Raw genomic sequence first — 14,972 nt, forward strand, 5'->3', positions numbered from 1 at the left:
CTCCAACGTTAATTAGAAGCTAAACGCTCCGTATATTTAGCTGCTACTTCTGGATCAAGTTGTCCTAATATAGCGGATCTTTTATTTACACTTAACTTCTTTAATATTTGCAATGTCATATCTTCATCTAGTTCTTTTAAAATTTGCGCTGCTTTTTTAGTAGACATTCTTTCATACATAGTTGCTACTTCTTTAATAGATAAATTTATTTCATCCTGTTGCTCTTTCAACTCATCAATGGTTTCACTTGCTATTTTCAACTCGGCTGTTAATCTTAATATTTCATTTTGTTTTTCAATCACTTCATTTTCTAGTTGTATAATGGTGTTATTCGTATTTGTATCTAGTTGTTCCGAAGTATCTATACTATTCATTTCTTCCTCATCTTCTTGTTTTTCCTCTTCCATTTGTATCGAACGTTGTTCAGTAAATTGCTTAATCTCCTCGAAAACGTTAATCCCCCAATACGTTAATAGCAACAATGCAACCGTAATGGAAAACAAAAATGGGATGATATAAAGGTAAAATAGTTTTTGAAGAAAACTATACTTTTTCGGTTCTTCCGTTTGAACTTTTTTCTTAACTTTTGCCATATAATTCACCTATTTGGTTGATGCGTAAATTGAAGTATTGATAGTTCATCTAAAAATTGAATATCTAATTTTTTCGCCTTTTCCTGAATCATACTTGTATAATTTTGAACAAGCTTTTCATATTTCTTGCATTCTACAGCTTGCTCTTTTAATTTTTCTTCCTTTAGATTCATAAAAGCTCTCGCATGACTTACTTTTCTCTGTTGGATTAATAAAGATTTCTCAAGATTAGTTACGAAATATTGTTGTTGCATTAACTGTTCTACCTTGATTCCAGTACTAATCCTGTTATGAATGGACTCCTCTAAATCTTCTTTCTTTTTCAGTAGGCTATATAACTGATTACCTTCTTTTTCAAATTGTTCAATGGCCTCTTTATATTCAGAGTGGATAACATTTTTTTCCGATTGCTTGATTTTCAATATATTTTGAAGTTTATATAACTTATCATTCAATTGGAATCATCCTACCTTACTACATTTTTTAATTGCTCAATCGCTTGCTCATAGGAAAGTTTATCTGTAACCGATTGTTTAATAAATTGAATGATATTAGGATACATCGCTATTGCTTCATCTATCTCTTTAGAAGCTCCTCGTTTATATGCTCCAATATTTATTAAATCTTCCGCTTGATAATATTTAGAAAGTTTTTCTCTAAGTGTATCAGCAGCGTCTTTATGCTCCTTATCTATTAAATTGTTCATTATTCTACTAACACTTTTTAATACATTAATCGCAGGGTATTGGTTTTTATTCGCTAGCTCTCTATCGAGTACAAAATGTCCATCTAATATCCCTCGGACTGTATCAGCGATTGGCTCGTTCATATCGTCCCCGTCCACTAATACTGTATAAAATGCTGTTATAGATCCTTTTTCATTTGTGCCAGTACGTTCCAATAATTTTGGCAAAATAGAAAATACGGAAGGAGTGTATCCTTTTGTTGTAGGAGGTTCCCCAATTGCTAGGCCTATTTCTCGTTGTGCCATAGCAACACGGGTAACAGAATCCATCATTAATAAAACGTTTAAACCTTTATCTCGAAAATACTCAGCGATTGCAGTAGCTGTATACGCTCCCTTTATTCTCATTAACGCTGGTTGATCCGATGTAGCAACAATAACGATTGACTTTTTCATTCCTTCTGGACCTAAGTCCTTTTCCAAAAATTCTCTAACTTCTCGACCACGCTCTCCAACTAGTGCAATAACATTAATATCAGCATACGTATTGCGGGCTATCATACCGAGCAGCGTACTCTTACCTACTCCACTTCCGGCGAAAATCCCTATTCTTTGCCCTTTACCAACCGTTAACAAACCGTCAATCACTTTAACACCAACTTCTAAAACGTCTTGAACAGGTGGTCTCGTCATTGGATTTGGAGGGTTTTGTTCTGTAGGATAACCTTTAAGTCCTACTGGTAATTGTTCCCCTTCAGCGAGAGGTAAACCTAGTGGGTTTAAGACCATTCCTTTGAGTGCTTCGCCTACTTGTATTTGTAATGGCTTATGTGTTGTTTCGACGATACATCCAGGACCTATATCTTGGACTGAAGTGAACGGCATAAGCAATATATGATCTTCTCGAAACCCTACTACTTCAGCCTGAACAATTTTTTTCCGTCTTTTATCAAGGATAATATTGCAAACATCACCTATCGATGATTCGGGACCTTTTGATTCAATCATTAAACCTATTACTTTTTTAACTTTCCCATACAATTTAAAAGAATGAGAAGATTCAATTTCCTGTAATATTTGGTCAATTATCATCATGAATTATGCATCCTTTTTTTGAACTAGTTGAAGTAGTTTTTCTTTAATTTGCTCTAATTGTGTATCAACCGTTGCATCCATTCTCCCAGCTGAAGAATCAATCCAACATGAAGACTCACTTAACTCCTTATCGGCAAATATCAATATTTCACTTACATTATTTACTACACTTTGTAGGCTTGCTTTATTATCTATTAATAGAGAAAAACGATTAGGGCTTACAAAAACCTTTATCTCCTCTTTTTCTTTCACTTCTTTTAATGCATGCTTCACAAATGAAACGAATTGCATTTCATCTAAGGAGAGTGCCGTACCCACTATCTTCTCTGCTATTTTGATAGAAATTTTTAACATCTCTTCTTCTAGCATGTCTAATTTTTCAGTATAGTGTTCTTTCGCTAATCTCATTGTTGTATTTGCATTATTTATTATCGTCTCGTAATCTTTTTTCGCTTCGGATTCACCTGAATCATAGCCATTTTTATAGCCTTCGTTAAAAGCTTCTTGCTTTAATATTACTTTTTCAGACTCCCAATTTTCCTTTTCCGCTAACAATTGTTGCAACACTTCTTCTTTATATTGATTAGCTTTTTGAATTATTCCGGAAGCCTCATCCTTTGCTCGTTCGATTTGCTCGAGATAGGCTTGCCCTTCATCAACATACAATGCTTCATCCTGATCGTTTTGTAACGTTATTGGCGTTAATTTTATCGGTTTGGCTGATTTTATAGTAGAATATTGAGATTTTATAATATTAGACAATAATATCGTCTCCTCCACCGCGCGCAATGACAATTTCACCAACTTCTTCTAAATTACGAACTGTTCCAACGATACGAGACTGCGCTTCTTCTACATCTTTCAAACGAACTGGACCCATATATTCCATATCTTCTTTCATTGTTTCCATCATTCGTTTAGACATATTTTTAAACACAATTTCTTTTACTTCTTCGCTTGCTACTTTTAGTGCTAATAATAGATCTTCGTTTTCAACATCACGAATTACACGTTGGATTGCCATATTATCTAATGTAACAATGTCTTCGAATACAAACATTCTCTTTTTAATTTCATCCGCTAGTTCAGGATCTTGAATCTCTAACGAATCAAGAATTGTTCGTTCCGTACTTCTATCCACCTGATTTAATACTTGAACGACTGCATCAACTCCGCCAGTATTTGTATAGTCTCTAGTGACAGTAGCTGATAATTTTCTTTCTAAAATTTGTTCCACTTCATTAATAATTTCTGGTGAAGTACTATCCATAACTGCAATTCTTTTCGCTATATCAGCCTGTAACTCTTGTGGGAGCTCGGATAAAATTTGTCCAGATTTAGTTGGCTCCAAATAGGAAAGTACTAACGCAATAGTTTGTGGATGTTCATTTTGAATAAAGTTCAAAATTTGCGATGCATCTGCTTTTCTAGCAAAATCAAATGGTTTTACTTGTAAAGAAGAAGTAAGACGATTAATAATTGCATTTGCCTGATCAACACCTAATGCTTTTTCCAAAACTGCCTTGGCGTAAGATATACCACCTTGTGATATGTAATTTTGTGCTTCAGCAATTTGATGAAACTCTTCTAAAACATTCTCTTTAATTTGGGAATCAACAGTTCTAACACTTGAAATTTCTAAAGTTAATTTTTCTATTTCTTCTTCCGATAGATGCTTATATACAGATGCAGATACATCAGGCCCTAAAGAGATTAGGAGGATGGCTGCTTTCTGTTTACCTGTAAAAGATTTTGAATTTGATGCTTTTGCCATGTTGCCCCTCCTATTCTGATAACCAACTTCTTAATAGTTTTGCAAATTCATCTGGTTTTTCTTTTGCAAGTTTTTCTAACTGTTTTCTTCGAGCTGAAGCTTCGGTTTCTTTTTCAGTTCCTATATCCGGAATATTAATAATCTTTTCTTCTTCTACTATATATTCTTCCTCTTCTTCGTCATCTTTCCGTTTTCTGAACAATAAGAATAGTAAAATGATAACGAGTGCGATTAAAGCACCTACACTGATATAAACCCATAAAGGAATGAACGAATTTTCTTCCCTGTCAAAGCTAACTTGACCTGAAAATTGTTGTAAAGATACAACGATACGGTCTTCCATTTCTTCAACGGACGGATTTTCACCAAGTGCATCTTTATCTATCGAAGTACGTACAACTGTACTTAAAATTTGTTTTATATCATTTACGGTATTTTGTTGCGCCATTAAATCTTGTTGATCAAGTGGTTGTACCATAACTTGAATTCCCATATCCCGAATCTTATATGGGCTTTCAACTATTTCCCTACGAATTCGATTTACATCATTATTAATTCTTTCTTCCATTCGTTCATAGTCGCCAGATCCACTAGCGCCGCCTGCTACATAACTCGGAATGTCACTATCTTGCGTTCCAGTAATTCCTCCTGCTTCATTATCAGCACCCGTATATGTTTCTGTTATTCTTTCCACACTAACCGCGATGCCTTCCATATTATCCGGGTCAACTGGAGTTACAAGATTTTCTTCTCTATTCTCTTGTGTGAAATCAATATCCGTTGTAACGGAAACGATTACGTTTTCATGCCCCATCATCATTCCTAGCATTTGTTGAACTTGTCGTTGTATATCACGCTCAATTTCTCTCTTTAAATCTAACTGTGATGCAATCGTAATATTATTGCCTTGATCTGTTGAATTTTTTAAATCGTAGTACTCAAAATATTGGTTCATTATGACGATATTATCTGTAGAGAGGTTTGGTATACTTTTTCCTACTAAATGATAAAGGGCATTAATTTGCGCTTGATCAAATTGTTGACCAGATCTTGTATTTAAAACGATTGATGCCGATGCTTCTTGAGATGAATCACGCACAAAAATACCTTCTTGTGGCATTGAAATCATTACTTTCGCATCGTTAACTCCGTCGATACTTTTTATTAAATTTTCTAGCTCTGTTTGTGTCGAATCTAATTTTAACATTTGGAATTCATTGTCTGTCATTCCAAAGCCAGATCTTTCACTAAAGTAGGAATAGTCGATACTACCGCTTTTCGGAATACCTTCCGCAGCAAGATCTATCTTCAATGCATCTACTTGTTCTTGAGGAACTAATATCGCCGTACCGTTTTGACTAATCTCATAAGGAATGCTTCTTGAATCTAAAACTTCCTTGATTTGACCAGTCTCTTGATACGTTAAATCTCTATACAACGGCGCCATATCCGTTTTATTTGTAAAATATATAATAGCGAATATTGCGAGTATTGAAACAATGAATCCGCTAATAATAGCCGTTTTTTGATATTTTTTTCTAGCGCTCCAATATTCTGTAATTTTTTGTTTATATATAATTAATTTCTCTTTCATTCTTTTCCTATCCCCCGGTTATTATCTCGCAGTACATCTATGCAGTTAATAACCGCATTTTGTCTTTGATTTCATTTATAAAGGAATTAGTTTTAACAAAGGTAAGTTAAGATAAAAGCTTGCCTTATATATTAAACTTGCATTCTCATTATTTCTTGATAAGCTTCAATCGCTTTATTTCTTACTTCCATTGTTAATTGGAGGGAAATGCTAGCTTTTTGTTGAGCAATTAATACGTCGTGTAATTCTACACCTTCGTTATTCACTAACATTTCTGTAGCTTTATTAGATGCTAGCTGATTATTATTTACTTCATTCAGTGCCGTTTTCAAATAATTACTAAATTGACTTTGAACTTCAATAGGCTTTGCCATATTGTTAGTTTGAGGCATCCAAGATAATGCGTTATTTATTTTTACCGTCAAAATTTTTCACACTCCTTATTTACCTAGTTCTAAAGTCTTCATCATGATACCTTTTGATGCATTAAAAACAGTGACGTTAGCTTCGTATGACCTTGAAGCACTCATTAGATCTACCATTTCTTTTAACGGGTCAACGTTAGGTAACTGTACATAACCTTCTTCGTTTGCATCTGGATGCGTTGGGTCATAATCTAATCGGAAAGGAGCATCATCTTCTACAATATTTGTTACTCTCACTCCAGCGCCAACATTGTTACCATTCGTTGCTTTTTGTAAAAAAGATTTAAAGCTATTCTGTTCGTTCGGCTGTACAACGACCATTTTCCGCTTATACGGCTGCCATTGACCATTTTCATATGTAGCTCTCGTTGAATCTACATTTGCCATATTGGAAGAAATAACATCCATACGCAAACGTTGTGTTGTTAAGGCTGAAGCAGATATGTTCATAGAGTTAAACATAGACATTAATTCCTCCCTCCTTTAATTACATTTTGTAATGACTGAAACTTTCCACTTAATTGATCTACTAATGTATAGTAATAAATTTGATTCTCCGCTAACTCAGACATTTCTTTATCTATATCTACATTATTACCATTATGAGAATAAGAGTTTATTGCTGTTTTAACAGAATGAGTACTAGATGGACTATTGGAGAAATCTAAATGTCTCTTATCTGTTTTATTTGCTGATAATGCAGAATTATAAATTTGTTGAAATGTCGGTTGGACTTCTCTTCTTTTATAGTTCGGTGTATCTACATTTGCAATATTGTGTGAGGTTACTTCATGCTTTTTAGCAGAGTATTGCAGCCCTCTCTCTAATGACTGAATCGAACTTGAAAAAATCTTCATCATAACCCCCAAAAATAAAAAAGTATTGTCGAAATGTATTGTAAAGCTTTGTCGAATTTTGAAAACGCCTATCACTAATTGTAAATTACCAAGTTAAATATGTCCATGAACGAAATGTTAAAATCCGTCGTCATTTAGACTTATTTTTTAACAAGGACTTTTGACCCACTCCATTAAAACTACAAACTAACGAAAAAAAATAGCGCTTATAATGCTTTCGCATCATAAGCGCTATTTTTTGGTTATTACTTATAATAAAATGTACTTATTTAGTCACATTCAGTTGTAGCTTAACTAGAATATTCACCTTCCCAATGTAAGTATGACTACTTCTTTCGCAGCTCTTCTAAAGGAAGCTAAATTCCAAAACTACCAGTTCATTCATAAGTACTACACTTTTTTCTTAATGAGATTTAATTTTCTCTAATTCCACTAAAAACTTATTGTTTAGTACTTTAATGTAAGTACCTTTCATTCCTAAAGAACGTGATTCGATAACGCCGGCACTTTCAAGTTTACGAAGTGCATTAACGATTACAGAACGTGTAATTCCTACTCTATCAGCTATTTTAGAAGCTACTAGTAACCCTTCATTACCATCTAATTCTTCAAAAATATGCTCAATCGCTTCTAATTCACTATAAGAAAGAGAACTAATTGCCATTTGCACAACTGCTTTACTTCTTGCTTCAATTTCAATTTCTTCTGCTTTTTCTCTTAGTATTTCCATTCCAACAACTGTTGCACCGTATTCCGCTAAAATTAAATCATCGTTACCAAACTGATCTTGTAAGCGAGAAAGGATTAATGTACCTAAACGCTCTCCCCCACCAATAATTGGAACAATAGTCGTTAGCCCACTTTGGAATAGGTCTTTATTCTCCACTGGAAAAGCAGTATGCTCGCTATTAATATCTAGGTTAGCAGAAGTTTCCGTCACGTGAAATAAGTTTTTTGTGTATTCTTCCGGGAATTGACGGTCTTCTAACATTTTTTTCATTCTTTCATTTTCAATTTGCTGATTAATAGCAAATCCTAATAATTTTCCTCTTCTACTTACGATAAAAACATTCGTTTCAATAACTTCTTGTAAAGTTTCAGACATTTCTTTAAAGTTTACAGGTTTACCTGCAGCTCTTTGTAACATTGCATTAATTTTTCTAGTTCTTTCTAATAAAGGCATTTTCATTTTCCTCCTACATATATAGCTATAATATAAATTGTGTTAAATCTTTGTTTTTTGCAATTGTTCCTAATTTTTCTTCTACATATTGTGGTGTAATCGAAATCTTTTCTAGATTAATGTCAGGTGCTTCAAATGACAAATCTTCTAACAAGCGCTCTAATATTGTATGTAAACGCCTAGCTCCAATGTTATCTGTATCTTGATTCACTTGAAAAGCAACTTCGGCTATCCTACGAATAGCATCGTCAGAAAATTCAAGTTGTATACCTTCCGTTTCCATTAAAGCGATATATTGTTTAGTAAGTGCATTATCTGGTTCGACTAATATACGATAAAAATCTTCAACAGATAGCTTTGTTAATTCTACTCTAATCGGAAATCTTCCTTGTAATTCTGGTATTAAATCAGATGGTTTCGCCATATGAAATGCGCCTGCAGATATAAATAATACATGATCTGTTTTTACTTGACCATATTTCGTTACGACTGTAGAGCCTTCTACGATAGGTAAAATATCGCGTTGTACTCCCTCTCTCGAAACATCGGCCGAAGAGCTGTTCCCTGACTTTTTCGCAATTTTATCAATTTCATCAATGAAGATAATACCGCTTTGCTCAGCCCTGACAACTGCCTCTTGCGTAACCTCATCCATATCAATTAATTTTTGAGCCTCTTCATTCGTTAAAACTTTTCTAGCTTCACGTACTGTTAATTTTCGTTTCTTTTTCTTTTTCGGCATAAGGTTACTAAGAGCATCTTGCATATTCATGCCCATTTGTTCCATACCCGAACCTTGAAGCATATCAAACATGGATGGTGCTTGTTCTTCGACTTCTACGAAAACATAACGATCTTCCAATTCACCTAGCGCTAATTGGTGAGCAACTCTTTGTCTTTCTGTCCTAATATTCGCTTCTTCCGCATGTGAGGTTTGACTTTGTTGTTCATTTTGCTGATTAGTACCACCAAAAAGCATTTCAAATGGGTTTTTATAATTTGTTTCTTTTTGCTTACCAGGTACGAGCAATTCAACAAGTCTTGTATTAGCATTTTCTTCTGCCTTATCCTTTACTGCTTCCATTCTTTCTTCTTTTATAATCCGAACAGATGTTTCTACAAGATCACGAACCATCGATTCAACATCTCTTCCAACATAGCCAACTTCAGTAAATTTTGTGGCTTCTACCTTAACAAATGGTGCACCTACCATTTTAGCAATTCTTCTAGCAATTTCAGTTTTACCTACACCAGTTGGACCAATCATTAAGATGTTCTTCGGAACAACTTCATCTCGCAGCTGCTCAGGTAGTAAGCTTCTTCTATATCGGTTTCTTAACGCGACTGCAACTGCTTTCTTTGCTTTCGTTTGACCTACAATATACTGATCTAATTTATCAACAATTTGTCTTGGAGTTAAGCTTGTTTGCATATGCATCCACTCTCCTAATCAAGTTCTTCCACTATAATGTTGTCATTCGTATAAACGCAAATTTCTGCCGCCATGTCTAGCGCTGCTTTCGCTATTTCTCTAGCCGACATATGTTCTGATGCAAACCTTTTCAAAGCACGACCTGCAGCTAAAGCATAATTTCCACCTGAACCGATTGCTAATATTCCATCATCCGGTTCAATCACTTCACCTGTACCAGAAACAAGTAATAACGTTGATTCGTCCATTACGATTAACATAGCTTCTAACTTACGAAGAACTTTATCACTTCTCCACTCTTTCGCTAATTCAACAGCAGCACGTTGAAGGTTTCCGTTATATTCTTCTAACTTTCCTTCAAACATCTCAAATAAAGTAAACGCATCTGCAACCGAGCCAGCAAAACCAGCTATTACTTTACCATTAAAGAGCTTCCTTACTTTTTTAGCTGTATGTTTCATCACGACAGAATTCCCAAAAGTTACTTGGCCATCACCAGCCATTGCAGACTGACCTTTATGCTTTACTGCGAAGATTGTTGTTGCATGAAAAGAACCCATATATATTCCTCCTAATTACCATCCTTTGCTCTAGGATGGGCTTGCATATATGTTTTGCGTAAATGTTCTTTCGTTACGTGTGTATACACTTGTGTTGAAGAAAGATGAGCATGACCTAACAATTCTTGAACAACTCTAAGGTCGGCTCCTTCGTTTAGCATGTGCGTAGCAAACGTATGCCTTAACGAATGAGGACTTATTTTTAAAGTAGTACTAGCTTTTGAAACAATATTATCAAGAATCACTCTTACCCCCCTAGGAGTAAGTGGGCCACCTCGAAAGTTTAAAAACAAAGAGTTTTCCTGATTGTTTTGCCTTGATTTTTCTAAAAGTTTTTTTCGACCGTCTGATATATATAAATTTAAAGCTTCTGACGCAAAACTTCCAAAAGGAACGTATCTTTGTTTGCTACCTTTTCCATGAACTAATATTGTTCCTAAATGAAAATCGATATGTAACAAGTCAATCTTACAACATTCACTAACACGAATACCAGTACCATACAACACTTCAAGTATCGCTTGATCTCTTTGCCCTATTGGCGATGATAAATCAGATACTGTAAAAAGCTTTTCCATCTCTTCTTCATACAAAAATTGAGGTAATCTTTGCTCCTGCTTCGGAACATGTATTAACGAAAAAGGATCTTCTTTCAGCTTTTCCTCTCTTAACAAATACTTATTAAAGCTTCTTATGCTTGATATTTTTCGAGCTACCGTTTTTCTAGCATATTTTTCTTTATATAACTTTGTTAAGTACGCTCTCGCTTCTCTATAACTTACCTCTTTATATGTATGAACACCTTCTGTTATTAAAAAACGCCAAAAGTCTTCAATATCTTTTTTATAGAATTCAACGGTATAAGTAGAGTAATTCTTCTCCACCTGTAAATATTGTAAAAAAGATTGGATAGGAGCTATTTCATTTTTCATTTTTTATTCACCTCACAAGGGCTACTAAATATTATCACAATTTAGTAACCCTTGCAATTAATTTTACATACTTTTTACAAAATTCTGAATTGTCTTAGATGCTAATATTTCAGTACTTTAAAAATTGGAAGTGTTTTCAGTAAATAAGGACATAAGGAAAAATTTCTGGTTCTTCTACTGAGGATTTTTCCAATTTGTTCACGTAATGTTGGCCCTATAGTTTCAACTAGCTCTATCCTTATAATATACGAGTAACATTATTTCCTCAACTAATCCGATAGCTAATGGCTAAAGCATAACGTAAAGTTCTCCCAAAAAAAATGTCCTTGTTCTAATCTAGCAATCCTTCATATGTTGTTTCCATAATAAATGTGTCTGAAAATCAACAATAATTTATACCTTTACTATTTCCTTTCATGATTTAAACTAAACCATAGGAAAAGGGGCTGACGATGTTCGTGTCAGTCCCCCTACTCATTGAGTACATGCGCTCAATATTTCGAATAAAACTACTTCATTACCACTACGAAAACAAATCATATATAAAATAACCTAAAATGCTGTAAAGTGCAAACGTTTTGATTTATTTTTGTGGTTCTTCTTTATAGTCACATTCTACACATTGCACTTGAATACCTTTTTTCAACTTTTTCTCTACGAGTAATGACTCACATTTCGGGCATTTACGTGCAATTGGCTTATCCCATGATAAAAAGTCACATGTTGGATATTGATCACAGCCGAAGAAAATTCTCTTTTTCTTACTTTTTCTCTCTACAATATTTCCATTTTCACATTTCGGACACGGAACACCTATTTCTTTTACGATAGCTTTCGTGTTTCGACAATCCGGGAAATTAGAACAAGCCATGAATTTACCGTATCTACCCATTTTATAAACCATTTCATGCCCGCATTGGTCACAATCTTCTCCAGCAGGTTCATCTTTAATTTCAATTTCTTGCATTTCTGCTTCTGCTTTTTCTAGTCTCTTTTCAAATTCGTGGTAAAAACCATCAATTATGCTTACCCAGTTCACTTTACCTTCTTCAATATTGTCTAGGTTTGTTTCTAAATCTGCCGTAAACTCTGCATTAATAATTTCTGGGAAGAACTCTAGAATTAGTTCACATACAATTTCTCCTAATTCTGTAGGAACAAAACGTTTATTGTCTAAAGCGACATATCCTCGTTTCTGGATTGTATCTAGTGTTGGAGCGTACGTAGATGGTCTACCTATTCCTAGCTCTTCTAACGTTCTAACAAGTCTTGCTTCCGTATATCGAGGCGGCGGCTGTGTAAAATGTTGTTTAGGTGTAATATCTTTCGAAAATACGCCATCCCCTACCTTTAAAGGAGGTAACATTTTTTCTTTTTCTTCGTCTGCATCATCATTTCCTTCCACATACACCTTCATAAACCCAGGAAACTTGACAGTTGAACCGGTAGATCTAAATAGAACATCACCTTGAACAATATCAACACTAACTGTATCCAAAATAGCTGGAGACATAAGACTTGCAACAAGTCGTTCCCAAATTAATTTATACAGTCTAAATTGATCTCGACTTAAAAACTCTTTAACAGAGTTAGGGTCCCTAAAAGTAGACGTCGGTCTAATTGCCTCATGGGCATCTTGCGCATTAGCCTTTTTTGATTCTTTCTTTTCCATCGGTATTGCAAATTCCTTACCAAAATTACTCGTTATATATTCTTTTGTTTCTTGCTTTGCTGTATCCGATATTCTAGTTGAATCAGTACGCATGTATGTAATTAAACCTACTGTTCCTTCTTTACCAAGGTCAATTCCTTCATAAAGCTGCTGTGCTAACATCATCGTTTTCTTAGCACGGAAGTTTAACTTCCTAGCAGCTTCCTGCTGAAGTGAAGACGTAATGAAAGCCGGGGATGGGTTTCTCTTTCTTTCCTTTTTCGTTACATTTTTAACAGAAAAAGAATTTTCCTCCAGTTTCTTTAGGACAGATTGAACTTCACTTTCGCTCTTTAGTTCAATTTTTTTACCATCCATCCCGTAAAATGTACCTTCAAACGATTTATTATTTTTCGTAAGAAATTCAGCTTTAATTGTCCAATATTCTTCTGGAATAAATTCTTTTATTTCTTGCTCGCGTTCTATAATTAAGCGAACTGCCACTGATTGTACACGACCAGCACTAAGTCCCTTTTTGACCTTTTTCCATAACAATGGGCTAATATTGTAACCTACTAAGCGATCAAGTACTCTACGTGCTTGTTGAGCATCCACTACGTCCATATCAATCGGTCTAGGGTGCTTAAAAGATTCTTTAATGGCATCCTTTGTAATTTCATTAAATACCACTCGACAATTTGAAGCAGTATCAATATCAAGGCTATTGGCTAAGTGCCAAGCGATTGCTTCCCCTTCACGATCCGGGTCAGCCGCAAGGTATATTTTTTTCGCCTTCTTTGCAGCCGTTTTAAGTTCTTTTAGAACCGGGCCTTTTCCACGTATTGTAATATATTTAGGTTCGAAATTTTGCTCTACATCAACACCCATTTGACTTTTAGGTAAATCCCTTATATGTCCCATAGAGGCTTTTACTTTATATTTTTTACCTAAATATTTTTCTATCGTTTTTGCTTTTGCTGGTGATTCAACTATCACTAAATAATCTGACATCCATAGTCCTCCTCAAGAGGGTAAATTTCCAATTAAATCTTCATCATTATGAAATACTAATTCTCATTTTGTCAATCAAAGTTTAATAATATTATTTTTTGTCACTGATTTACTCTTACTGATTAGTGATTTATATATTATTCTTTCTTTTCTTATTCATTCCTTCTTAAGCAGAAATTATTAATAGTAAAGTTTGCAGAACGAAAATAGTATCGTCCCCTATAATAATACAAACCTACATATAGTTGTAAAGTAAAATATATAAAATTTCTAAAACTTCTTACTAAATGAAGGAATTTCATTTAAGATATCTTCATAATTTGTTACAAGTTTTGCCCCATGTTGTATTAATTTATTCGTTCCAAATGACGTTTGTTCATAAATAGGACCCGGAACTGCAAAAACCTCTCTTCCCTGTTCCATCGCTTGATCAGCTGTAATAAGCGAACCACTTTTTTCTTTTGCTTCTATTATTAATGTTCCCATAGATAAACCACTAATAATTCTATTTCTTTGTGGAAAATGCCATTTTAACGGTTTTGTTAATGGGGGATATTCAGAAATTAATAAATGTTCGCTACCGATGATTTTAGCTAAACCTTTATTTTTCTCAGGATATATTTGGAGCACACCACTGCCTAACACCGCTATTGTTTTACCACCGTTTTTAATAGCTTCTATATGTACTAACTCATCAATTCCTAGTGCTAACCCACTAATTACATGCCAGTTCTGTAACAATAACGGCTTAACTATAAAAGGAATGACTTTTTTGCCATAAGCGGTCGGGTTGCGTGTTCCGACTACACTTAATAGCTTTTCTGTCTGTAAGAGTTTTATATTTCCTTTACAATATAACACAAATGGGGGATCGAAAATTTGTTTTAATAACGGAGGGTACCTTTTATCACCAATAGTAATAATTAAAATATTTTCTCTTTCATAAACTTTTAATAATGGTAACATATTAAACTCATGTAAATGATGATGAATTTTATCAGCTGTTTTCACAGAAACATTTAGTATTTTGGCTAGTTGTAAAGAACTATACTTTAATAGGTTCACAAGATTTGGGTCATGAAGTAAAAGATTTTTCTTCATTGCCCAAGTAACAGAAGGACAATGGTCCAATAACAATAGACGAAAAGTCCATTTGTTCATCTTTATGCTCCTTTCCTTA

At 34.3% G+C, this 14,972-nt stretch carries 15 protein-coding genes; all 15 read right to left on the reverse strand.

Features of this window, described 5'->3' with window-relative positions; genetic code table 11:
* Positions 1 to 8: 8 nt before the first annotated feature.
* On the reverse strand, positions 9 to 593 hold the full coding sequence (locus tag BC6307_RS12625; RefSeq protein WP_066413380.1) for a MotE family protein: 585 nt from the start codon (positions 591 to 593) through the stop codon (positions 9 to 11).
* A 5-nt stretch (positions 594 to 598) separates the two neighbouring features.
* Positions 599 to 1,048, reverse strand: coding sequence for a flagellar export protein FliJ (gene fliJ, locus BC6307_RS12630; RefSeq protein ID WP_066413382.1), 450 nt, complete (start codon positions 1,046 to 1,048; stop codon positions 599 to 601).
* Positions 1,049 to 1,059: 11 nt separating this feature from the next.
* Positions 1,060 to 2,370, reverse strand: coding sequence for a flagellar protein export ATPase FliI (gene fliI, locus BC6307_RS12635; protein ID WP_066413438.1), 1,311 nt, complete (start codon positions 2,368 to 2,370; stop codon positions 1,060 to 1,062).
* A gap of 6 nt (positions 2,371 to 2,376) precedes the next feature.
* Positions 2,377 to 3,135 carry a flagellar assembly protein FliH gene (gene fliH, locus BC6307_RS12640; RefSeq protein WP_066413385.1) on the reverse strand — a complete coding sequence of 253 codons (759 nt, stop codon included), beginning with the start codon at positions 3,133 to 3,135 and terminating at the stop codon, positions 2,377 to 2,379.
* On the reverse strand, positions 3,128 to 4,147 hold the full coding sequence (gene fliG / locus BC6307_RS12645) for a flagellar motor switch protein FliG (RefSeq protein WP_066413387.1): 1,020 nt from the start codon (positions 4,145 to 4,147) through the stop codon (positions 3,128 to 3,130). The genes fliH and fliG overlap by 8 nt, the downstream gene beginning before the upstream one ends.
* A gap of 10 nt (positions 4,148 to 4,157) precedes the next feature.
* A complete protein-coding gene (fliF, locus tag BC6307_RS12650) occupies positions 4,158 to 5,741 on the reverse strand; it encodes a flagellar basal-body MS-ring/collar protein FliF (protein ID WP_066413389.1) in 1,584 nt (527 codons plus the stop codon).
* Positions 5,742 to 5,872: 131 nt separating this feature from the next.
* Complete coding sequence (gene fliE, locus BC6307_RS12655) at positions 5,873 to 6,133, reverse strand: flagellar hook-basal body complex protein FliE (protein ID WP_066413439.1); 261 nt, start codon at positions 6,131 to 6,133, stop codon at positions 5,873 to 5,875.
* Between the two features lie 48 nt (positions 6,134 to 6,181).
* A complete protein-coding gene (flgC, locus tag BC6307_RS12660) occupies positions 6,182 to 6,634 on the reverse strand; it encodes a flagellar basal body rod protein FlgC (protein WP_066413391.1) in 453 nt (150 codons plus the stop codon).
* Positions 6,634 to 7,023 carry a flagellar basal body rod protein FlgB gene (flgB, locus tag BC6307_RS12665; RefSeq protein ID WP_066413394.1) on the reverse strand — a complete coding sequence of 130 codons (390 nt, stop codon included), beginning with the start codon at positions 7,021 to 7,023 and terminating at the stop codon, positions 6,634 to 6,636. The genes flgC and flgB overlap by 1 nt, the downstream gene beginning before the upstream one ends.
* Positions 7,024 to 7,426: 403 nt before the next feature.
* Complete coding sequence (gene codY / locus BC6307_RS12670) at positions 7,427 to 8,206, reverse strand: GTP-sensing pleiotropic transcriptional regulator CodY (protein ID WP_066413396.1); 780 nt, start codon at positions 8,204 to 8,206, stop codon at positions 7,427 to 7,429.
* A gap of 25 nt (positions 8,207 to 8,231) precedes the next feature.
* A complete protein-coding gene (gene hslU, locus BC6307_RS12675; RefSeq protein ID WP_174522357.1) occupies positions 8,232 to 9,638 on the reverse strand; it encodes an ATP-dependent protease ATPase subunit HslU in 1,407 nt (468 codons plus the stop codon).
* A 14-nt stretch (positions 9,639 to 9,652) separates the two neighbouring features.
* Positions 9,653 to 10,198, reverse strand: coding sequence for an ATP-dependent protease subunit HslV (gene hslV / locus BC6307_RS12680; protein ID WP_066413401.1), 546 nt, complete (start codon positions 10,196 to 10,198; stop codon positions 9,653 to 9,655).
* Between the two features lie 11 nt (positions 10,199 to 10,209).
* Complete coding sequence (gene xerC, locus BC6307_RS12685; RefSeq protein WP_066413403.1) at positions 10,210 to 11,130, reverse strand: tyrosine recombinase XerC; 921 nt, start codon at positions 11,128 to 11,130, stop codon at positions 10,210 to 10,212.
* 583 nt (positions 11,131 to 11,713) lie between these two features.
* Complete coding sequence (gene topA / locus BC6307_RS12690) at positions 11,714 to 13,792, reverse strand: type I DNA topoisomerase (RefSeq protein ID WP_066413405.1); 2,079 nt, start codon at positions 13,790 to 13,792, stop codon at positions 11,714 to 11,716.
* Between the two features lie 270 nt (positions 13,793 to 14,062).
* A complete protein-coding gene (gene dprA / locus BC6307_RS12695) occupies positions 14,063 to 14,953 on the reverse strand; it encodes a DNA-processing protein DprA (RefSeq protein WP_066413406.1) in 891 nt (296 codons plus the stop codon).
* Positions 14,954 to 14,972: the final 19 nt, after the last annotated feature.

The organism is Sutcliffiella cohnii (assembly GCF_002250055.1).
In the GTDB taxonomy this organism is placed as follows: domain Bacteria; phylum Bacillota; class Bacilli; order Bacillales; family Bacillaceae_I; genus Sutcliffiella; species Sutcliffiella cohnii.

Coding starts and splice junctions, on each gene's coding strand:
- xerC (WP_066413403.1), bottom strand. CDS start 11,130: ATGAAAAATGAAATAGCTCCTATCCAATCTTTTTTACAATATTTACAG.
- dprA (WP_066413406.1), bottom strand. CDS start 14,953: ATGAACAAATGGACTTTTCGTCTATTGTTATTGGACCATTGTCCTTCT.
- codY (WP_066413396.1), bottom strand. CDS start 8,206: ATGCCTTTATTAGAAAGAACTAGAAAAATTAATGCAATGTTACAAAGA.
- topA (WP_066413405.1), bottom strand. CDS start 13,792: ATGTCAGATTATTTAGTGATAGTTGAATCACCAGCAAAAGCAAAAACG.
- fliG (WP_066413387.1), bottom strand. CDS start 4,147: ATGGCAAAAGCATCAAATTCAAAATCTTTTACAGGTAAACAGAAAGCA.
- fliE (WP_066413439.1), bottom strand. CDS start 6,133: ATGCCTCAAACTAACAATATGGCAAAGCCTATTGAAGTTCAAAGTCAA.
- fliF (WP_066413389.1), bottom strand. CDS start 5,741: ATGAAAGAGAAATTAATTATATATAAACAAAAAATTACAGAATATTGG.
- flgC (WP_066413391.1), bottom strand. CDS start 6,634: ATGTCTATGTTTAACTCTATGAACATATCTGCTTCAGCCTTAACAACA.
- hslU (WP_174522357.1), bottom strand. CDS start 9,638: ATGCAAACAAGCTTAACTCCAAGACAAATTGTTGATAAATTAGATCAG.
- fliI (WP_066413438.1), bottom strand. CDS start 2,370: ATGATAATTGACCAAATATTACAGGAAATTGAATCTTCTCATTCTTTT.
- BC6307_RS12625 (WP_066413380.1), bottom strand. CDS start 593: ATGGCAAAAGTTAAGAAAAAAGTTCAAACGGAAGAACCGAAAAAGTAT.
- flgB (WP_066413394.1), bottom strand. CDS start 7,023: ATGAAGATTTTTTCAAGTTCGATTCAGTCATTAGAGAGAGGGCTGCAA.
- hslV (WP_066413401.1), bottom strand. CDS start 10,198: ATGGGTTCTTTTCATGCAACAACAATCTTCGCAGTAAAGCATAAAGGT.